This is a genomic window from Qipengyuania sp. JC766, assembly GCF_040717445.1.
Classification (GTDB): domain Bacteria; phylum Pseudomonadota; class Alphaproteobacteria; order Sphingomonadales; family Sphingomonadaceae; genus JC766.
This window is the reverse complement of sequence record NZ_JBFEFL010000001.1, coordinates 2,354,001-2,373,486: the sequence shown is the minus strand read 5'-3', so window position 1 is coordinate 2,373,486 and position 19,486 is coordinate 2,354,001. Positions and strand designations below refer to the sequence as shown.

The 19,486-nt window shown below is 66.3% G+C and carries 17 protein-coding genes; 8 read left to right on the top strand and 9 right to left on the bottom strand.

Annotated elements, in window-relative coordinates:
* The 6 genes from AB1K63_RS11370 to AB1K63_RS11345 all read right to left on the bottom strand — a co-directional run bounded on the left by AB1K63_RS11370 (position 1) and on the right by AB1K63_RS11345 (position 4,618).
* On the bottom strand, positions 1-600 hold the full coding sequence (locus tag AB1K63_RS11370) for a DUF4126 domain-containing protein (RefSeq protein ID WP_366960708.1): 600 nt from the start codon (positions 598-600) through the stop codon (positions 1-3).
* A gap of 43 nt (positions 601-643) precedes the next feature.
* On the bottom strand, positions 644-1,297 hold the full coding sequence (locus AB1K63_RS11365) for a hypothetical protein (protein WP_366960270.1): 654 nt from the start codon (positions 1,295-1,297) through the stop codon (positions 644-646).
* A gap of 34 nt (positions 1,298-1,331) precedes the next feature.
* Entirely contained in the window at positions 1,332-2,510 is a 1,179-nt protein-coding gene (locus tag AB1K63_RS11360) for an acetyl-CoA C-acyltransferase (protein WP_366960269.1), read from the bottom strand.
* A 50-nt stretch (positions 2,511-2,560) separates the two neighbouring features.
* Positions 2,561-3,010 carry a MaoC family dehydratase gene (locus AB1K63_RS11355; RefSeq protein ID WP_366960268.1) on the bottom strand — a complete coding sequence of 150 codons (450 nt, stop codon included), beginning with the start codon at positions 3,008-3,010 and terminating at the stop codon, positions 2,561-2,563.
* A 62-nt stretch (positions 3,011-3,072) separates the two neighbouring features.
* Entirely contained in the window at positions 3,073-4,482 is a 1,410-nt protein-coding gene (locus AB1K63_RS11350) for a DUF5935 domain-containing protein (protein ID WP_366960267.1), read from the bottom strand.
* Positions 4,475-4,618, bottom strand: coding sequence for a hypothetical protein (locus tag AB1K63_RS11345; RefSeq protein ID WP_366960266.1), 144 nt, complete (start codon positions 4,616-4,618; stop codon positions 4,475-4,477). Before AB1K63_RS11345 ends, AB1K63_RS11350 begins: the two co-directional genes overlap by 8 nt.
* Before the next feature lie 130 nt (positions 4,619-4,748).
* Here AB1K63_RS11345 and AB1K63_RS11340 point away from each other — a divergent pair, with 130 nt between their 5' ends.
* The 5 genes from AB1K63_RS11340 to AB1K63_RS11320 all read left to right on the top strand — a co-directional run bounded on the left by AB1K63_RS11340 (position 4,749) and on the right by AB1K63_RS11320 (position 15,406).
* A complete protein-coding gene (locus tag AB1K63_RS11340; protein ID WP_366960265.1) occupies positions 4,749-5,999 on the top strand; it encodes a TIGR04063 family PEP-CTERM/XrtA system glycosyltransferase in 1,251 nt (416 codons plus the stop codon).
* Between the two features lie 19 nt (positions 6,000-6,018).
* The gene (locus tag AB1K63_RS11335; RefSeq protein ID WP_366960264.1) at positions 6,019-7,716 is read left to right on the top strand and encodes a hypothetical protein; all 1,698 of its coding nucleotides are present in this window, start codon (positions 6,019-6,021) and stop codon (positions 7,714-7,716) included.
* Positions 7,717-7,923: 207 nt separating this feature from the next.
* Positions 7,924-12,564, top strand: coding sequence for a glutamate synthase large subunit (gene gltB, locus AB1K63_RS11330; RefSeq protein ID WP_366960262.1), 4,641 nt, complete (start codon positions 7,924-7,926; stop codon positions 12,562-12,564).
* Between the two features lie 5 nt (positions 12,565-12,569).
* Entirely contained in the window at positions 12,570-14,009 is a 1,440-nt protein-coding gene (locus tag AB1K63_RS11325) for a glutamate synthase subunit beta (protein ID WP_366960261.1), read from the top strand.
* Between the two features lie 194 nt (positions 14,010-14,203).
* Positions 14,204-15,406: a GGDEF domain-containing protein gene (locus AB1K63_RS11320; RefSeq protein ID WP_366960260.1), complete on the top strand. Its 1,203-nt coding sequence runs from the start codon at positions 14,204-14,206 to the stop codon at positions 15,404-15,406.
* A gap of 25 nt (positions 15,407-15,431) precedes the next feature.
* Here the strand turns inward: AB1K63_RS11320 and AB1K63_RS11315 are convergent, their stop codons facing one another.
* The 3 genes from AB1K63_RS11315 to AB1K63_RS11305 all read right to left on the bottom strand — a co-directional run bounded on the left by AB1K63_RS11315 (position 15,432) and on the right by AB1K63_RS11305 (position 17,532).
* Positions 15,432-16,397: a hypothetical protein gene (locus AB1K63_RS11315; RefSeq protein ID WP_366960259.1), complete on the bottom strand. Its 966-nt coding sequence runs from the start codon at positions 16,395-16,397 to the stop codon at positions 15,432-15,434.
* A gap of 66 nt (positions 16,398-16,463) precedes the next feature.
* The gene (locus AB1K63_RS11310) at positions 16,464-16,640 is read right to left on the bottom strand and encodes a hypothetical protein (RefSeq protein WP_366960258.1); all 177 of its coding nucleotides are present in this window, start codon (positions 16,638-16,640) and stop codon (positions 16,464-16,466) included.
* A gap of 211 nt (positions 16,641-16,851) precedes the next feature.
* A complete protein-coding gene (locus tag AB1K63_RS11305) occupies positions 16,852-17,532 on the bottom strand; it encodes a uracil-DNA glycosylase (RefSeq protein WP_366960257.1) in 681 nt (226 codons plus the stop codon).
* Between the two features lie 79 nt (positions 17,533-17,611).
* On the opposite strand from AB1K63_RS11305, the gene AB1K63_RS11300 reads away from it, so the two are divergent.
* Genes AB1K63_RS11300 through AB1K63_RS11290 form a run of 3 tightly spaced genes read left to right on the top strand, consistent with a single transcriptional unit; the run spans position 17,612 to position 19,482 of the window.
* On the top strand, positions 17,612-18,229 hold the full coding sequence (locus AB1K63_RS11300; protein ID WP_366960256.1) for a ribonuclease D: 618 nt from the start codon (positions 17,612-17,614) through the stop codon (positions 18,227-18,229).
* Positions 18,230-18,253: 24 nt separating this feature from the next.
* Complete coding sequence (locus AB1K63_RS11295) at positions 18,254-18,919, top strand: LPS export ABC transporter periplasmic protein LptC (protein ID WP_366960254.1); 666 nt, start codon at positions 18,254-18,256, stop codon at positions 18,917-18,919.
* Complete coding sequence (locus tag AB1K63_RS11290) at positions 18,919-19,482, top strand: LptA/OstA family protein (RefSeq protein WP_366960252.1); 564 nt, start codon at positions 18,919-18,921, stop codon at positions 19,480-19,482. Before AB1K63_RS11295 ends, AB1K63_RS11290 begins: the two co-directional genes overlap by 1 nt.
* The last annotated feature ends 4 nt before the right edge of the window (positions 19,483-19,486 follow it).

Below are 19,486 nucleotides of genomic sequence, written 5' to 3'. Positions count from 1 at the left end.
TCACTCGCGGCGAAGGTGCCGGTTGCCGAAAAGCCGCCCGAGAACACGCCGGACCATCACGAGAAGCCAGACGACGAGCGTCAGCAGGCACACGGCGATCCCGGCGGCGATCCAGGGATATTCGTACGCCACCCAGAGCAGTCCGACCGCCGCGATGTCCTCCACCGTGGAGGCGGCGACATTGCTGACCGGTTCGGGGCTGGTGTTCACGACGGCACGCGCACCCGCCTTTCCGCCATGCGCCAGCAGAGCGCCGCTGCCGCCGAGCAGGAAGGCGACGACCTGCGTCGCGGGATCGGAGGGATCGACGATCGCGAGGGCGAGGAGCGCGCCGCCGACCGGCCGCACCGCCGTGTGCACGGTGTCCCACAGCGAATCGAGCCACATCACCTTGTCGGCGAAGAATTCCGCCGCCGCTGCCGTTGTAGCAATGCCCAGCACCCACGGATTGGCCAGCACGGCAAGGCTTTCGAGATGTTCGGGGAGCGGCAACGCGCCGAACCGCATGGCAAGGCCCGTCGCCAGCACGCACAGATAAAGCCGCCAGCCGGACAGCAGGCTGACACTGGCCGCGATGCCGAGGATCTCGACCGCCCCCATCACGCCGGACCGCCCGCGCCCGCGGCCTTTCCGCGGTCAGGCCTCAGCGCGCGTCGCCCACATAGACGGGCTCGCCGATGCATGCGAAATCCTCCGCCCGTTCGTCCGCCATCGCGCGTGCGCGGGCGTTCGCATCGTCCGTGTTCCCGGCGATCTGGGCGATGCGACAGCCGGCGGTTCCTTCGCCGCCGATCTTCTCCACGGCCAGCACCGTGCGCCCGGCCTTCGCGTTTTCCATCGTGGCGTCGCGGTATCGCACGATAATCGCAAAGGGCTTGCCGTCCTTCATCCGCCATTCGATCGTGTCGAAGAAATCGTTGAACGCGCTCAGCGTCTGGAACCGCTTGTTGTCGGCGCCGGCATCCATATCGAAGCGGCCGTCGCCTTCCTGGACGAAGATCGGGATGCCCTGGTAGCCCGGGCAGCGATAGGTCGCGCTGCTGCCTTCCTCCCGCTCCTCGGTCAGGGTCTCGCACGTGGCGAGATCGAACTTGGTGAAGGCGGAGGTGTATTCCGGGCCGGTTCGCGATTTTTGGGCATCTTCCCCGCCCGTGGCCTTCGCGTCGGGGTCAGGCGCGGCATCGGCGTCCTGCCCTCCCGCATCGACACTCTGCGTGTCGGACGATTCGCTCGGTATCGGGGTCCGCTCGCAAGCGGTGAGGGCCAGGATGAGGGCGGTGGTCGCGACGAAACGCATGCGTTCTCCAATCGCGACCACCGATACCACAGCTTTACAGGATTTCGAACATTCCTGCCGCGCCCATCCCGCCGCCGACGCACATCGTGACGACGACGTACTTCGCACCACGGCGCTTGCCTTCGATCAGGGCGTGGCCGGTGCAGCGCGCGCCGGTCATGCCGTAGGGATGGCCGATGGAGATCGAGCCGCCGTTGACGTTCAGGATGTCGTTGTCGATGCCAAGCTTGTCGCGGCAATAAAGGACCTGCACCGCGAAGGCCTCGTTCAGCTCCCACAGGCCGACCTCTTCCAGCTTCACGCCGGTGCGTTCGAGCAGCTTGGGAATGGCGAAGATCGGGCCGATGCCCATTTCGTCCGGCTCCGTCCCGGCAACCGCCATGCCGACATAACGGCCCAGCGGAGTCAGGCCGCGCTTTTCCGCTTCCTTGGCTTCCATGACGATGCAGGCGCTCGATCCGTCGGAAAGCTGGCTCGCATTGCCCGCGGTGATTGTCGTGTCCGGACCCATCACCGGCTGCAGGCTGGAGAGACCTTCGAGCGTGGTCGAGGGACGGTTGCCCTCGTCCTTGTCGATCGTGACTTCCTGCTGGCTGACTTCGCCGGTTTCCTTGTCCTTGACGTTCATCATGGTCGTGACCGGCACGATCTCGTCATCGAACTTGCCCGCTTCCTGCGCGGCGGCGGTGCGCTGCTGGCTGGCGAGCGCATATTCGTCCTGCTGCTCGCGCGTGATGCCATACCGCTTGGCGACCGTTTCCGCGGTCTGGAGCATCGGCATGTAGATCGCGCCGTGCATGGCGATCAGTTCCGGATCGGGCATGACGCGCATTTCGGCGGTCTGCACCAGGCTGATCGATTCCTGGCCGCCGGCGGCCACGATGTTCATGTTGTCGACCATCACCTGCTTGGCGGCGGTCGCGATCGACATGAGGCCGGACGAACACTGGCGGTCGATGGTCATGCCGGACACGCCGATGGGGCAACCGCTGCGCAGCGCCACCTGGCGGCCCAGGTTGCCGGCCTGCGCGCCCTGTTGCAGCGCCGCGCCCCAGATCACGTCGTCGACTTCGCCCGGCTCGATTCCGGCGCGCTCGATCGCGGGCTTCAGGGAATGGCTGCCCAGCGTGGCGCCGGGCGTGGCGTTGAAGCCGCCCTTGTAGGCCCGGCCGATGGCGGTGCGGGCGGTTGAAACGATGACTGCGTCACGCATGTTCGAAATCCTTCAGTTTGGCGTGTCTCGAAAAATTCGGAAGGGTCGGTTCAGACGAAGAACATCGTCATCCATTCGCAGATCAGGGCGGGCTTTTCCTCGCCTTCGATCTCCATGGTGATCTCGACCGTCTGCTGCCACTGGCCTGGCCGCTTCTCGACCATTTCCAGCAGCTTCCAGTGGCCGCGGATTTTCTTGCCGCTGCGCACCGGGTTGATGAAGCGCGTCTTGTTGCCACCGTAGTTGACGGCCATCTTGATGCCGTCGGGCTTGGGCAGGTCGCTCTGGGCGCTGAGATACGGGATCATCGACAGCGTCAGGAAGCCGTGCGCGATGGTGCCGCCGAACGGCGTCATCTTGGCCGCTTCCTCGTTGACGTGGATGAACTGGTGGTCGCCCGTCGCCTCGGCGAACTGGTTGATCCGGTCCTGGCTCATCTCGACCCATTCGCTGGTGCCGATGTTTTCGCCGGTCTTGGCTGCGATTTCCTGCGGACTCATGCGCCTCTCCTTCTTTACGGGATACCCGGTGGAACTGGGGGCGTCATGGCGTATCGCAAGGGTCAGCGCAACGCGGCGTCTCCTGCCGTTACGGCATTGCGGTTACGTCTCGCGGCACGCCGTTGGCGGGCTCTCGTTTCGGTCACGGGCCACGCCTTTTCGATTCGCCGCGCATAGGTCCAGAGCGCGCATTGCAGCGCGATCAGCATCAGGACGAAGGGCTGGTAGGCGATGCCCTGGAACAGCGCGCCGACCAGGTAAACGACCTGGGCGAACTGCAGCGCCGTGGCGAGCGGCCCCAGCCAAGCCTCGTGCGTGTGCCCGTGGACCTCCACCCGGTTGCGGAAGCGCCGCGCCAGCTTCTCCATCTGCCACAGACCGGTGACGTGCAGCAGGATCCACAGCGCCAGCCCCGGATAGCCCTGCTCCCCCAGCATCTCGAAAATCGCCGAGTGATAGGCGCGCGCCTCGTCGGTGACCTCGACATATTCGACCGCGACCGTGTTCCCCTCGCCCTCGCGCACCGGCATATCGTAGGTGAACTTGTTCGCGCGGTAGGCGTCGAACCCGCCGCCCATCGGGTGCTCGGCCGCGTAATCGATGGTCCATGCCCACACCGCCACGCGGGTGGAGGCGCTTTCGTCCCCTTCCGGGCTGCCGATGGTGGCCATGCGGTCGTAATAGCTTTGCGGCAGGAAAGGCAGCGCGCACAGTCCCAGCACACCGCCCGCCACGATGAACATCACCGGCTTCTTCACCACGCGCAGAGCCAGTGCGCCGAGCGCCGCGATGCAGAGGAGGCCCGTGCGCGCCTCCGTGCCGACGGGGATCAGCAGGCTGGCGAAGATCAGCGCGTAGGCGAAGGCCTTCACGCGCCAGTCGGGCGTGAAGATCGTGCCGTATCTGGTGAACCAGATCATGATCGGGATCGAGGCGATCGCGACTGTCGCCAGCGTGGAGCTTTCGTAGAGGCCGCTATTGTCGTTCACGAAATAATACAGGCTCTCGTACCCGCCGCCGCCGCCGACCGTCTTCAGGCCCGTCGCGATGACGATGGCGGACAGGGTCAGGACCATGACCAGCAAGGCCGCTTCCAGCCGCAGCTTCGTGGTCAGGGTCAACGGCAGGAAGATCGCGAACACCATCGCCTTCCACACCCATTCCCACTTGAACTGCGCCTCGACCGGGAAGGCAGCGCCCAGCGTGGTCCAGCCGCAATAGAGCAGCAGCGCCAGCATGATGCCTTGCCGCACGGTAAAGGCCGCGCCCTTCTTGCTGTCGGTCAGGATCCAGCCGGCAAAGGCGGCGCAGAACGCGATGAAGGAGATCGGGAACATGGGCGTGATCGCCCAGCCGATCTTCTGCGGCGCGAGGATGTCGATGTAGAGATAGGCCAGCACCCACAGGAACGGGCGCCGGAAGCCCAGCAGGATGAACAGGCCGACAAAGGCGAACAGCGCGAGGTCAAGCATCGGTCGGCTCGTCCCGCCGGCGCCGTTCGCGCGCTTCCAGCTCCGGTTCCTCGTCCAGCGCCTTGCGGCCCGCCAGTCGCAGCAGGGCGATCAGCAGGAGGCCATGGGCAAGGGCAAGGGCGAAATAGTCGATCACTTGGGGGGCGTGTTTCCAGCAAAAAGGCAGCCATGAGCGCGGCGGACAGCCATCCGTCGCGAAGGTTTCCATCGGGCTAGCAGGACGCAGTTGACGGCGCGTTAAACATGCCCGTGCCATGGGCTGCGGCATGACACGGGTGCTCCACGTCCTCGACCATTCGCTGCCGATGCACAGCGGCTACACGTTCCGCACGCGCGCTATCCTGACGGCGCAGCAGGCCGCGGGGCTGGAGGTGCGCGGCATCACAGGGCAACGGCACGCGGCCGACGGTCCGCAGGTGGAGACGGTGGACGGCCTCACCTTCCATCGCACGCCGGGCGAAGCGGGCGGCCTGCCGGGCCTGTCCGAATGGCGCGAGGTCGCGCGCCTCGCGGAGGCCATCGTCGCCCTCGCGAAGGAATGGCGGCCCGATATCCTGCACGCCCATTCGCCCGCCCTGTGCGGGCTCGCCGCGATCCGTGCGGGACGCGCCCTTGGTATCCCGGTCGTCTACGAGATCCGGGCGTTCTGGGAAGACGCGGCGGTCGGGAACGGCACGGGCCGCGAGGCATCGGTGAAGTATCGCCTGACGCGCCAGCTCGAAAACCATGTCGTGCGTCATGCCGACCGGGTGTTCACCATCTGCAACGGCCTGCGGGACGATCTCGCGGCGCGCGGCTTCGACCGCGACCGGATCGGCCTCTCGCCCAACGGGGTGGACCTCTCGCTCTTCGGAGAGCCGCCGCCGCGCGACGAGCAACTGGCCGCCGAACTCGGCATCGGCGATGCGCCGGTCATCGGCTTTATCGGCAGCTTCTACGACTACGAAGGGCTGGACGACCTGATCGCCGCCCTGCCCCTTTTGCGGGAGCGCCATGCGGACGCCCGCCTGCTGCTTGTCGGCGGCGGCCCGCGGGACGAGGCGTTGCGGGCACAAGCGGCGGCATCGCCGGCGCGCGATGCCATCCACTTCACCGGCCGCGTGCCCCACGCCGAAGTGGAGCGGTACTACTCGCTGATCGACGTGCTCGCCTATCCGCGCAAGAAATCGCGCCTGACCGATCTGGTCACGCCGCTGAAGCCGCTGGAAGCGATGGCGCAGCGACGGATCGTGGCGGCGAGCGATGTCGGCGGGCATCGCGAACTGATCGAGCCGGACGTGACGGGCGTGCTGTTCGCGCCGGACGATCCCGCCGACTGCGCCGGTGTCCTGGCCCATCTCCTCGACCGGCGCGAAGCATGGGACCGGATGCGCGATGCGGGGCGAGCGCATGTCGCCGAGCACCACGACTGGGCCAAGAACGTTCAGCGTTATCAATCCGTTTACCACAACTTGCTAGGCCGCTCCGTCGAAGGGGCATCCGGTGCGCAAAACCCGCAGCGGGTCCCGCAGGGCTGACAACAGGGGACGGACCCGAGTGACGGGCACAGACAACCAGACCAGGCGATCTTCCGTGCCGATCAGTGCGCATCGCGCCTTTCCGGCCGTGGTCGCGCTGTGGTTCGCGGCATTGCTGGGCATCGGCAGCCTGATCCTGCCGCAAAGCCTCTATGTGAACATGGGCCTTGGCGGCCTGGACGAGGCCGGGCGGCCCATGGTCGGCATGACCACGCGCCTGGTGATCGCCGTCGCCCTTGCCGCCGTCGGCGTCGTGATGGGCCTGCTGCTCGCGCGGCGCGTCGCATCGGGCAACAGCGTCGCGGAGCCTGCCAAGCCGAGCGGTCCGCTCGTGGCGAGGCAGCCGATCGCCGCCCGCAGCGAACTGGGCTCCGACAGTCTCGACGAACCCGTGGACGAACAGGATGCACCCGCGCGCCCGCCCTATCTCGGCCGGCGCCGCGCCCTGTCGCTCGCCGACGAGAGCGGACCGAGCGAATTTCTCGATCACGCCCCCGTGCCCGGTGCCAGCGAGGATGCCGGGGACGACGCCGGGGATGACGGGGACGAAGCCGATTTCGACGCGCTCGAACTGACCGAGCTGGCGGACGAGGACGAGAGCCCGCTGCCGCTCGCGAACGACGAACTTCCGATCGAGGACTCGCCTGCGCCGGCAGAAACCGCGCAACCGCTCGCCTTCGCCGATGACGCCTTCGTTGACGATGCCCTCAGTGAGGATGCCGAAATCGAAGAACCCGATTTCGACGCAGCCTTCCTGCACGACACGCGCGGACAAGAGCAGGCGACCGCCGAACCAGAACCCGAACTGCCTGCCGAGGATGGGCCCGACATGACCGAAAGTTTCGCACCGCGTAGCGACTACAACCCGTTCGCCGATTTCGATCCGCCGGAGCACACGGACCTCGACGCGCCGTCGCAATCCGCACAGGCGCACTCGGTCGAAGAACCCGCCGAACCCGCGGCCGCCGAGCGCGACCTGCCCGCTATCGCGACCAAGCCGCTGGCCGACATGGGCCTCGTCGAGCTGGTCGAGCGCCTGGCCTTCGCGCTGGAAAACCGCTCCGCCGCCGATCTTGCACCGCAGCCCGCGCAGGATGCGAACACGCCGATGGTGTTCCGCCGTCCCGAGAAGGACGCCGCGCCTGCGCAGCCGCAACCGGCTTCCGAAGAAGCCGCCCTTCCCGAACGCACGCCGTTCAATCCGTTCGGCCAGCCGCTCGATCTCGATGAGGAAGACGAGGACGGATACGGCGAGGACGATGACGGTCCGCTCGCGCTCGACCTGTCCGACTACATGAAACGCGCCGGGGTTGCCCGTGCCGAAGCCGAGTTCGAGGCGGATGCCGAGAACGAGAGCATCGCGGCCGAGAGCCAGGACGCCTACAGCTCGCTCCTCTCCATGCGTTCGTCGCTCGGCGGGGGTGGAGACTTCGTCCGCATCGACGAAGCCGACGAGGAAGACGAGCATCCCCGCCAGGTCGTGGTGTTCCCCGGTCAGGAAAAGGGCGCGGCTTTCCCGGCCAGCGACGGACCGGTCCGCGAAGGGGATACTGCCAGTGCATACGAAAACATGGATTCGGGCGATTTCACCCCGCGCAAGTTCGATGCACCGGTCGGCAGTGCGCAGCCGAAACCTGCCAGTGCCGTACCTAACGATACGGAACGCGCGCTTCGCGAGGCTCTCGAAAAGCTGCAGCGGATGAGCGGCGGCAACTGATCCGCCAGACTGCCGGCCGCATCGACACCATGGTCCGGTTCCCGGCCCGGACTATCTCCTTGCTCGCAGTTGCAAAAAACATTTCGTTTCGTCATTAAGGCGCCACGCGACAGATAATTCCCGGTTTCGGGGATTCGCAGATCGCTTTTCCTGCCCGCATTCCGCCCCCCGGGGGCGCGCGGGCATCTGGCATGACGAGGTGTTTTGATGGGATTTCCCCCGGTTTCGGGCCTGTACGATCCGCGCAACGAGCACGACGCCTGCGGCGTCGGCATGATCGCGCACATCAAGGGCGCGAAATCGCACGAAATCGTAGGCCAGGCGCTCGAGATTCTCGCCAACCTCGATCACCGCGGCGCCGTCGGCGCGGATCCGCTGCTGGGCGATGGCGCGGGCATCCTGCTGCAAGTCCCCGATCCGCTGTTCCGCCGCTGGGCGGAGGCCGAAGGCCACGACCTGCCGCAGCCGGGCGATTATGCCGTCGCGGCCTGCTTCCTGCCGCAGGACGAAAAGGCGCGCGAATTCGTGACCGCGCAGCTGGAAAAATTCGCCGAGAAGGAAGGCCAGCGCGTCGTCGGCTGGCGCGACGTTCCGCTGACCATGGACGGGCTCGGCAAGGCGGTGCTCGCCTCCATGCCGGTGATCCGCCAGTGCATCATCGCGCGCGGCGAGAACTGCGCCGACCAGGACGCGTTCGAGCGCAAGCTGATCGTCATCCGCAAGCAGACGCTCAACCCGCTCGGCAAGCTGGCGGAAAAGCTGGACCTGCCGGGCCTGACCGAAGCCTACATCCCGTCCTTCTCCTCGCGCACCATCGTCTACAAGGGCCTGCTGCTGGCGAATCAGGTCGGCTCGTTCTACGACGATCTGCGCGATCCGGACTGCGTGTCCGCCTTCGGGCTGGTGCACCAGCGTTTCAGCACCAACACCTTCCCCAGCTGGCGGCTCGCGCACCCCTATCGCTTCACCGCGCACAATGGCGAGATCAACACGGTTCGCGGCAATGTGAACTGGATGAACGCGCGCCGCCGGACGATGGAATCCGAACTGCTGGGCGCGGACCTCGACAAGATGTGGCCGCTGATCCCGCACGGGCAAAGCGACACGGCCTGCCTCGACAACGCGCTCGAACTGCTGCTGGCGGGCGGATACAGCCTCGCCCATGCGATGATGATGCTGGTCCCGGAAGCGTGGGGGAAGAACCCGCTGATGGATCCCGAACTGCGCGCTTTCTACGAATACCACGCGGCACTGATGGAACCGTGGGACGGCCCGGCCGCGGTGTGCTTCACCGACGGGCGCCAGATCGGCGCCACGCTCGATCGCAACGGCCTGCGCCCGGCGCGCTGGTGCACCACGAAGGACGATCTCGTCTGCCTCGCCAGCGAGAGCGGCGTGCTGCCGTTCGCGGAAAGCGAAATCACGCGCAAATGGCGCCTGCAGCCGGGCAAGATGCTGCTGATCGACCTCGAGGAAGGCCGGATCGTGGAGGATGCGGAACTGAAGGCGGAACTCGCCGGCTTGCATCCCTACGCCCGCTGGCTGGAAGCCGCGCAGTACAAGCTGGAAGACCTCGACACGCTTGATCCGGAACTGGCCGCGATCGCGGAATCGGACATCCCGCTCCTGAAGCGGCAGCAGAGCTTCGGTTACACGCAGGAAGACCTGACCCGCTTCCTGGAACCGATGGGCATGCATGGCGGCGATCCGATCGGGTCGATGGGCACCGACACGCCGATCGCGGTGCTGAGCAATCGCAGCCGCCCACTCTACGACTATTTCAAGCAGAACTTCGCGCAGGTCACCAATCCGCCGATCGACCCGATCCGCGAGGAGCTGGTGATGAGCCTCCTGTCCATGATCGGCCCGCGCCCCAACCTGCTGGGCCGCGATGCGGGTACGCACAAGCGACTCGAAATCGCGCAGCCGATCCTGACGAACGAGGACGTGGCGAAGATCCGCTCCGTCGAAACGACGCTGGACGGCGCGTTCCGCACGGCGACGGTCGACATCACCTGGGACGCGGCAAGCGGCGCGGACGGCCTCGCGATGGCGCTGAAGGAAATGTGCTGGGCCGCGACCGAGGCGGTACTGCAGGACCACAACATCCTGATCCTGTCCGACCGTGCGCAGGGTCCGGACCGGGTGCCGATGCCGGCCCTGCTCGCGACGGCGGCGGTCCACCATCACCTCGTCCGGCAGGGCCTGCGGATGCAGACCGGACTGGTGGTGGAGACGGGCGAGGCGCGCGAGGTGCATCATTACTGCGTGCTCGCCGGTTACGGCGCGGAAGCGATCAACCCCTATCTCGCCTTCGAGACGCTGGAGGACCTGCGCGCCCGCAAGTTCCCCGACATGGCGGCAGACGATGTCCGCGCCAATTACATCCAGGCGGTCGGCAAGGGCATCCTGAAGGTCATGTCCAAGATGGGCATCAGCACTTACCAGTCATACTGCGGGGCGCAGATCTTCGACGCGGTGGGCCTGTCCGGTGATTTCATCGAAGCCTATTTTACCGGAACGGCTACGACGATCGAGGGCATCGGCCTGACCGAAGTCGCCGAGGAAACCGTGCGCCGCCACGCGATCGCCTATGGCGACGATCCGCTCTACGCCGGAATGCTCGATGTGGGGGGGATCTACCAGTACCGCCTCCGGGGCGAGGATCATGCCTGGACGCCCGCCAATGTCGCCGACCTGCAGCATGCGGTGCGGGGCGAGAAGCCGGAAAACTACGCACAATTCGCCAAATCGGTGAACGAACAGTCCGAACGGCTGCTGACCATCCGCGGCCTGATGGATCTCAAGAAGGCCGAACAGCCGCTCGACCTGTCCGAGGTCGAACCGGCATCCGAAATCGTGAAGCGGTTCAGCACCGGCGCGATGAGCTTCGGTTCGATCAGCCACGAGGCGCACTCCACCCTGGCGATCGCGATGAACCGGATCGGCGGGCGCTCCAACACCGGCGAAGGCGGGGAGGAACCGGAACGGTTCGTGCCGCTAGACAATGGCGATTCCATGCGCAGCCGGATCAAGCAGGTCGCGAGCGGCCGGTTCGGGGTCACCACCGAATACCTCGTCAATTCCGACGACATCCAGATCAAGATGGCGCAGGGCGCAAAGCCCGGAGAAGGCGGCCAGTTGCCCGGCCACAAGGTGGACAAGCGGATCGGCGCCGTGCGCCATTCGACCCCGGGGGTGGGCCTCATCAGTCCGCCACCGCACCATGACATCTATTCGATCGAGGATCTCGCCCAGCTGATCCACGACCTGAAGAACGTGCAGCCGAGCGCGCGCATTTCGGTGAAGCTCGTCTCCGAAGTCGGCGTCGGCACAGTTGCCGCGGGCGTTTCCAAGGCGCGCGCGGACCATGTCACGATCTCCGGCTACGAGGGCGGGACCGGCGCATCGCCGCTGACCAGCCTGACGCACGCGGGCTCCCCGTGGGAGATCGGCCTCGCCGAAACGCAGCAGACGCTGCTGCTGAACGACCTGCGCAGCAGGATCGCAGTGCAGGTGGACGGCGGCCTTCGCACCGGGCGCGATGTCGCCATCGGCGCGCTGCTTGGGGCGGACGAGTTCGGCTTCGCGACCGCGCCGCTGATCGCCGCAGGCTGCATCATGATGCGCAAGTGCCACCTCAACACCTGCCCGGTGGGGGTGGCGACGCAGGACCCCGAACTGCGCAAGCGCTTCACCGGCACGCCCGAACACGTGATCAACTACTTCTTCTTCGTGGCCGAGGAACTGCGCCAGATCATGGCCGAGATGGGCTTCCGCACGGTCGAGGAAATGGTCGGCCGGGTCGACCGGCTCGACATGCGCAAGGCCAAGCGTCACTGGAAGGCGCAGGGCATCGACCTGACCCGACTGCTCAGCCCGGTCGAACTGCGCGAAGGCCAGTCGCTGCGCCATACGGAAGAGCAGGATCACGGCCTCGCCGCGGCGATGGACAACGAGCTGATCGCGGCATGCGAAGGCGCGATCGGACGGGGCGAGCCGGTGGTGCTCGAACGCGAGATCCGCAACGTCAACCGCACGGTCGGCGCCATGCTGTCGGGCGAGATCGCCCGCACGCACGGCCATGCCGGCCTCAAGCCGGAAACGATCCGCGTGAACCTGACCGGCGTCGCCGGGCAGAGCTTCGGCGCCTGGCTCGCGCACGGTGTCACGCTGGACCTGACGGGCGATGCCAACGACTATGTCGGCAAGGGCCTGTCGGGCGGCCGGATCATCGTGCGCCAGCCCGAAGGTGTCGACCGCAATCCGCGCAAGAACATCATCGTGGGCAATACCGTCCTCTACGGCGCGATCGCGGGCGAGGCCTATTTCAACGGCGTCGCGGGCGAGCGTTTCGCCGTCCGCAATTCCGGTGCCGTCGCGGTGGTGGAAGGCGCGGGCGACCATGCCTGCGAATACATGACCGGCGGCGTCGTCGCCGTGCTGGGCCGCACCGGGCGCAACTTCGCCGCCGGGATGAGCGGCGGGGTCGCCTATGTCTACGATCCCAAGGGCACCTTCCACCAACGCTGCAACCTCGCACAGGTCGAGCTGGAACGGATCGGCGCCGGACCGGACGAGGAAGACGGCACCGGCCGTCCGCAGCAGCGGGCCGCATCCGTCGGCAATACCGGCATGGGCGACATGCTGCGCCACGACGCGGAACGCCTGCGCATCCTGATCGAACGGCACAAGCTGCACACCGGCAGCCAGCGCGCCGCGGACCTGCTGGACGACTGGGACAATGCGCTGACGAAGTTCGTGAAGGTCATGCCGACCGATTATCGCCGCGCGCTCGAGTCCCTGCAGGACGAGCGCGAAGAGGCGGCCAGCGTGGCCGCGGAGTAGGACTTATGGGCAAGGAAACCGGCTTCCTCGAATTCGAGCGCAAGGATCGCACCTATGACGATCCGGCCGAAAGGCTGGGTCACTACAAGGAATTCGTGCGTCCGCATTCCGGGGACGCGCTGCGCGAACAGGCCGCGCGCTGCATGAATTGCGGTATCCCGTACTGCCATACGGGTTGCCCGGTGAACAACATCATCCCGGACTGGAACCACCTGGTCTACGAGGACGACTGGAAGAACGCGCTGGCGGTCCTCCATTCGACCAACAATTTCCCCGAGTTCACCGGCCGCATCTGCCCCGCCCCGTGCGAGGCGGCGTGCACGCTCAACATCGTGGACGCGCCGGTCACCATCAAGAGCATCGAATGCGCCATCGTGGACCGCGGCTGGCGCGAAGGCTGGATTGAACCGGCCAAGCCCGACCGGCCGACCGGCAAGTCCGTCGCGGTCATCGGTTCCGGCCCGGCGGGCCTAGCCTGCGCGCAGCAGCTGGCCCGCGTCGGCCACGCGGTCACCGTGTTCGAGAAATCGGACCGGATCGGCGGGCTGCTTCGCTACGGCATTCCCGACTTCAAGATGGAAAAGCACCTCATCAACCGCCGGGCGGTGCAGATGGAAGCCGAAGGCGTCGTGTTCAAGACGAGCAGCGAGGTGGGCGTCGATGTCAGCTTCCGCGCGCTGCAGGACAATTTCGACGCGATCGTCCTGGCCGGCGGCGCGGAAGAGGCGCGCCAGCTGGAAATCCCCGGCGCCGAACTGCCCGGTGTGCGCCTCGCGATGGAATTCCTGACCCAGCAGAACAAGCGCAATGCGGGCGACGACGAAGTGCGCGCCGCCCCGCGCGGCACGCTGACGGCCAAGGACAAGCACGTCATCGTGATCGGCGGCGGCGATACGGGCAGCGACTGCGTGGGCACCAGCAACCGGCAGGGCGCAGCCAGGGTGACCCAGCTGGAAATCATGCCCAAGCCGCCCGAGCGCGAGGACAAAGCGCTGACCTGGCCGCACTGGCCCCTCAAGCTGCGGACCTCCTCCAGCCACGAGGAAGGCGTCGCGCGCGACTGGTCCGTGCTGACCAAGCGCGTGGTCCCAGGCGAGAACGGCGATGTCGCCGGGCTGGAATGCGTCCGCATCGAATGGAACGGGCGCAAGTTCGAGGAAGTCGCGGGCAGCGAGTTCACGCTGAAGGCGGACCTCATCCTGCTGGCCATGGGCTTCACCGGCCCCACGCGCCGCGGACTGCTGGACCGGGTCGGCGTCGAGATGACCGATCGCGGGACCGTCTCCGCGAACGAGCAGGACTACGCCACCAGCCAAGCGCAGGTCTTCGCCTGCGGCGACATGCGCCGGGGCCAGAGCCTGGTCGTCTGGGCAATCCGCGAAGGCCGGCAATGCGCCCGCAGCGTGGACGAGGCGCTGATGGGGGCAAGCAAGCTGCCACGATAGGGCCGACCGACGACCGGCTCCCGTGCGGGCTACGCCCCCTTCCGGACTAACAAAGACTGTGAGGAAGGCCGGCTTCGTCCTGCGCTCCGCGCTGAAAAACTGTCAAATACAGGCGTGGTAGAGTACGCAACCACCTGTTAACCAGGTTTTCGGACAAATCGCGTAGCCCTTTGCTCAGGTCGCCGGTGAGCTTCATGACTGCCGTTTTTCTTCTCAGTATCAACCTGTTCGTCGCGGTGCTTTTCGCACTGGCCTTCGCCGTCGTGGCGAAGACGCACCCCACGGTGCGCGGGGCGTGGTGGCTGGCGGCGGGGTACGGCATCGGCGTGCTGGTGGTGGTGCAGGAGTTCGCCCTCCCCTGGCTGGAACAGCCGGTGTTCGCGGTGGTCGGCATCTACTTAACCTACCTGATGGCGCTGAGCTGCGGGCTGGTGGGCCTCGCCCAGCATTACCGGCGACCGGTTCCCAAGCGCGCTCTCGCGATCGTCTGGATCGCGTCGCTGGCGGCGATCCCGGTGCTGCTCAACCTGACTTACGGATCGTCCGCGCGCCTCTTACTCTACCAGCTTCCCTATGCGGCCCTGCACCTGCTGATGGCCCATGTCGTGCTGTCGTCGGGCCGGCGCATGGCGCTCGACAGGCTGCTGGCCTGCGTCAGCGTGCTGGTGGCGCTCGCCTGCCTGTCCAAGCCGATAATCGCATGGGCCGTCGGTTCGGCGAGCAGCCCGCAAAGCTACATCGCATCCAATTACGCCGCCGCGTCGCAGACCATCGGCTCGATCGCGCTGATCGCGCTCGCGCTCGGCCTGCTGCTGGTCATCATGCGCGACGTGATGCTGGAAATGGTCGCCCGGTCGGATACGGATCCGCTGTCGGGTGCGCTCAACCGCCGCGGGTTCGAAAAGCACGGCGTGCGTGCTGTGGAACGGGCACGCCGCCACGGCAGCCCGCTCGCCTTCGTCACGCTCGACCTCGACCGGTTCAAGGCGGTCAATGACGGCTTCGGCCATGCCGCGGGCGACCGGATCATTCGCGAACTGGCCGACCTCTTGCGCAAGCGGACCGGGCGGTACGATGTCGTCGCGCGCATGGGCGGGGAGGAATTCGCGGTCCTCCTGCCCGGTCGCGACACACAGGAGGCGTACGATTTCGCCGAAGATATCCGGGCCATCGTCGCCCGCGACCTGCGCGTACGGGCGGCGGACGGCATGACGGTCACGGCGTCCTTCGGGGTCGCCGAGCTGCAGTCGGACGACCAACTTTCCGATCTCGGCCGCAGGTCGGACCTCGCCCTCTACCGCGCCAAGGCCGCCGGCCGGAACCGCGTCGCCACCCTGCCCCCGCCCCGCCGCCCGGAAAAGACCGGCGAGCAGAGACCCTGGCTGGAATGCGCCTGACCGGTACGGGCAGAGCGCAGCCTCTTCAGGAGGTACTCCAGTCAAAAACGAATACGCTACCAGGATCGTCCAGTGGCGTGAGAAGTTGCGCATCCCCGTAACCGAAATCGAAAATCTTGTCGTAATCAGACAGATCGATCAGCGGTAAAGCGAGTGACTCGAAAATCTCGTAGGGACTGTTCTGAACGGACCGGAAAGTTCCGAACAAGGACCCGTAAACCAGATCGTTGTGATCAAGCCGCTTTTTAGGGTGGCTGGTCAATGAGAAAATATCGCCGGAATATGGCTGAGCGCTAATTTTCCGCGAGAGCTCCTGAAGTTTTTCGATTGGCGCGCCGGTCGTCTCAGCCTCGTAGTAGTCCAAATCTTCCAAAGCATACTCGATCACGGTCGGAAATTCATGAAGCGGGCGATCGAGACCGACAAATGAAAACGCGGTCAAAAACCAAGGTGGCGAAGATAGTCCGTCCGGCCATTCCCGATAAACGTTCGGATTCTCGTATGCTTCTTTGGAAAGGGCCTCGCCCGTGAGTTGGGGAGGCGCCGTAAGATCGCGTGGCGAAACATTCGTGATAGGCACGAATCTCACGATCGACGTTCCCCAGTCATCCATCCAGACCTGGACAAGCCCGTCATCGAGACCGAGCGGCCAGATTTTCTCCAGAATGGTAGTGCGCATCTGGAGCAAGGGCTCGGCAGGCACCTGCCATTGCCCGGTAATCGGCCAAGGAAAGTCGTTGCTTGTAAACAGTGGTCCACTCAACATGGACTCGCACCGATTTATCTTATCGGCCGGGACCTCGTGCCAACGCATCGGAAAGGCCACACGCGGAAGAACGTCGAAGCCGCAATGACGCCGCTGATCATGATAGTCCGTATCGCGCGCCAGCAGATCAAATTGGTCGAGCAAATCACCAAGCTGATCATACAGCTCGCCCAAGCGTTCCGGAGGTCGGAGGCCTAGCCAGGGATCTATCTTTCTTTGGTTCATGAGCAATTTATCCTGACTGGCGGTGGCTCCGATCGCCTCGGCAGATGTATGGCTTGCGACAACGCCCTAGCGCCGCTTGCCCGCTTTCCAGAGGCCGAGGAACGAGAGGGCGGTGGCGGCGAGGGCCAGGGCGAAACCAGCCACTCCTCCCGCCAGCGCGCCGTCGGGGCCGGCGAGCCAGCCGCCGAGGACCACGCCGATGATCGGCAGGGCGAGGAAGAGGAAGCATCCGAGGGCGGCCATGCAATCGGCGCTGTCCTACACGCATGGCTTCGTGGCAAGCCTGCCGGATGGCCCCCCGTTCACTATCAGGTACCCGGCAATGCACGCCCGACCGGCAGGCGGCGCCCGCGGCTGCGGAAGGTGACGCACACTTGCGCCGGATCAGGCCTAACCTCCTGAAATTATGCGCCAATGCAGGCCGGTCGTATTTCGGAAAGCGCCCGGGTGCGTGTCAACACCAGTCGATCGCGCCGCGCCCGTTCGACTCGAGAAACGCATTGGCGCGGCTGAAGGGACGGCTGCCGAAGAAGCCGCGATGGGCCGAGAGCGGGCTGGGATGCGGGCTCTCGATCACGCAGTGCCGGTCCGCGCCTTTCAGAGCGGGGATGCGCGCCGCCTTGCCCTGCGCATGGCTGCCCCAAAGGAGGAACACGGCGGGATCGGCCCGCTCGGCCACGGCGGCGACGCAGGCGTCGGTGATCGCTTCCCAGCCCCGGCCCGCGTGGCTGCCCGCCTTTCCCGCCTCCACCGTCAGCGTGTTGTTGAGCAGCAGCACGCCCTGCCGCGCCCAGCGTTCCAGATTGCCGTGCGCCGGGACCGGGCAGCCGAGGTCCGCATGCAGTTCCTTGTAGATGTTGCGCAACGAGGGCGGGATCGCGATGCCGTCCGGGACCGAAAAGCACAGGCCGTGCGCCTGCCCCGGCCCGTGATAGGGATCCTGCCCCAGTATCACGACCTTCACTTCGGGCAGCGGCGTCAGTTCCAGCGCCCGCAGGCGGCAGCCGCGCGGCGGGTATACGGCCTTGCCCGCATCCTCTTCCGCGCGCAGCCAGCCGCCCAGCGTGCGCGCCCCGGCACTGGCCAGGATCGGTTCCAGCACGAGCTGCCAGCTGTCGGGGACGATCTCGCTCACCTGCCTGCCTCTATCGCGGGCGCGGCGGCCGCTCCACCGCCTCTTCCCCTCAATCCCCGATGGGCCTAAGGCCGGCGCGATGACAGTGCATTTCCACGAAGAAGACCTGCCCGAAGGCGTCCTCGCCCCGGGCCCCGTTGCCGTCGATACGGAGACCATGGGCCTCGTCACCCCGCGCGACCGGTTGTGCGTGGTGCAGATCAGCGACGGCCGCGGCGACGAACATCTCGTGCGCTTCGGCGTGGGCAGCGAGTACGAGGCGCCGAACCTGTGCGCCGTGCTCGCCGATCCCGAACGCGTGAAGCTGTTCCACTTCGCCCGCTTCGACCTCGCGGCGATCGAGTATTACCTTGGCGTCACGGCAACGCCGGTCTTCTGCACCAAGATCGCCAGCAAGCTGACGCGCACCTATACCGACCGGCACGGGCTGAAGAACCTGGTCGACGAATTGCTGGGCGAAAGCATTTCCAAGGCGCAGCAGAGTTCCGACTGGGGCGCGCCCCACATCACCGAAGCGCAGCGCGACTACGCCGCATCGGACGTGCGCTACCTCCACCGCCTGCACGACGTGTTCGTGGAACGGCTGGAGCGCGAAGGACGAACCGAAATGGCGCAGGCCTGCTTCGATTTCCTGCCCACTCGCGCGCGGCTGGATATCGCCGGCTGGGCCGACCACGACATTTTCAGCCACGCGTAAGGGACGAAGGCGCAAAGCAGGCAGATGGCGACAAGCAGGCGTATCGAGACCGCTGAGGCAAAGGCGCTGCGCAGCAAGCGCCAGCACTTCGCCACGCCCGGCGGTTTCCACGACCGGCTGATCAAGGCGCTCGGCACCTTCCTTCCCATGGGCGTGGGCGTGCTCGCGGCCTTCATGGTCATCACGCCGCTGAGCCCGCGCGGCGAAGTCAGCTTCCTGCTCGACCGAAACGAGGTCGCGGTGATCGACGAACGGCTGAGCGTGGAGAACGCGATGTATCGCGGCCAAGACGACGAAAGCCGGCCGTTCTCGCTGACCGCGGGCGAGGCGATCCAGCGTTCCACCCGCGAAGGCATCGTGCGGATGCAGGATCTGGTCGCGCGGTTGCTGATGAATGACGGTCCGGCGCGCATTTCCGCGCCCGGCGGACGCTACGACATCGACCGCCAGTTCATCGACATCGACGGCGAAGTGCAGTTCCGGGCGGCGGACGACTATACCATGTTCGCGCGCGGGGTTAACGTGGACCTGCAGGGACAGCGCATGCTCGGCACGGACGGCGTATCGGGCAGCACGCCTGCCGGGACGTTCTCCGCCGACCGGCTGGAAGCGGACCTGCAGGAACGCACGGTGACGCTGGAAGGCAATGCGAGATTGCGAATGATACCTAAGCGCGTGGAGGATTTCTGATGGCCGGCAAGATGATCAACGCGGCGCGCAACGCGGCCATCGGCTTCACCGTGACCGTGGCCGCATTCGCCGGCATCCAGGCGACGGGCCAGGCGATCGCGGCGCACAATTCCAATGCCCCGGTCAATTTCGCCGCCGACCGGATCGAGCTACAGGACCGGCAGGACCGCGTGGTGCTGTCGGGTAATGTCGATATCGAGCAGGCGGGCCTGCGCGTCCGGTCGGCGCGCACGCTCGTCAATTACACGGATGCCTCCGCGCTCAGCATAAACCGCATCACCGCGACCGGCGGCGTGACGGTAACACGCGGCAACGAAAGCGCGCGCGGCAATGTCGCCGTGTACGACTTCAACCGCCGGGTCATCACCATGGTAGGCGACGTGCGCCTGCGCCGCGGGGCGGACAACCTCAATGGTGGGCGGCTGGTGATCGACCTGCAAAGCGGGGTGTCCAGCATCGACGGGCGGGCCAGCGGATCCTCCCCGATCGCGGACGAGCCCGATGCCGGCCCGACCTCCGGCAGCGGCCGCGTGACCGGCACGTTCCAAGTGCCGCAGAACTGACCCG

Coding starts and splice junctions, on each gene's coding strand:
- AB1K63_RS11310 (WP_366960258.1), bottom strand. CDS start 16,640: ATGGCCGCCCTCGGATGCTTCCTCTTCCTCGCCCTGCCGATCATCGGC.
- AB1K63_RS11360 (WP_366960269.1), bottom strand. CDS start 2,510: ATGCGTGACGCAGTCATCGTTTCAACCGCCCGCACCGCCATCGGCCGG.
- AB1K63_RS11350 (WP_366960267.1), bottom strand. CDS start 4,482: ATGCTTGACCTCGCGCTGTTCGCCTTTGTCGGCCTGTTCATCCTGCTG.
- AB1K63_RS11370 (WP_366960708.1), bottom strand. CDS start 600: ATGGGGGCGGTCGAGATCCTCGGCATCGCGGCCAGTGTCAGCCTGCTG.
- AB1K63_RS11320 (WP_366960260.1), top strand. CDS start 14,204: ATGACTGCCGTTTTTCTTCTCAGTATCAACCTGTTCGTCGCGGTGCTT.
- AB1K63_RS11355 (WP_366960268.1), bottom strand. CDS start 3,010: ATGAGTCCGCAGGAAATCGCAGCCAAGACCGGCGAAAACATCGGCACC.
- AB1K63_RS11365 (WP_366960270.1), bottom strand. CDS start 1,297: ATGCGTTTCGTCGCGACCACCGCCCTCATCCTGGCCCTCACCGCTTGC.
- AB1K63_RS11340 (WP_366960265.1), top strand. CDS start 4,749: ATGACACGGGTGCTCCACGTCCTCGACCATTCGCTGCCGATGCACAGC.
- AB1K63_RS11295 (WP_366960254.1), top strand. CDS start 18,254: ATGGCGACAAGCAGGCGTATCGAGACCGCTGAGGCAAAGGCGCTGCGC.
- AB1K63_RS11300 (WP_366960256.1), top strand. CDS start 17,612: ATGACAGTGCATTTCCACGAAGAAGACCTGCCCGAAGGCGTCCTCGCC.
- AB1K63_RS11315 (WP_366960259.1), bottom strand. CDS start 16,397: ATGAACCAAAGAAAGATAGATCCCTGGCTAGGCCTCCGACCTCCGGAA.
- gltB (WP_366960262.1), top strand. CDS start 7,924: ATGGGATTTCCCCCGGTTTCGGGCCTGTACGATCCGCGCAACGAGCAC.
- AB1K63_RS11290 (WP_366960252.1), top strand. CDS start 18,919: ATGGCCGGCAAGATGATCAACGCGGCGCGCAACGCGGCCATCGGCTTC.
- AB1K63_RS11325 (WP_366960261.1), top strand. CDS start 12,570: ATGGGCAAGGAAACCGGCTTCCTCGAATTCGAGCGCAAGGATCGCACC.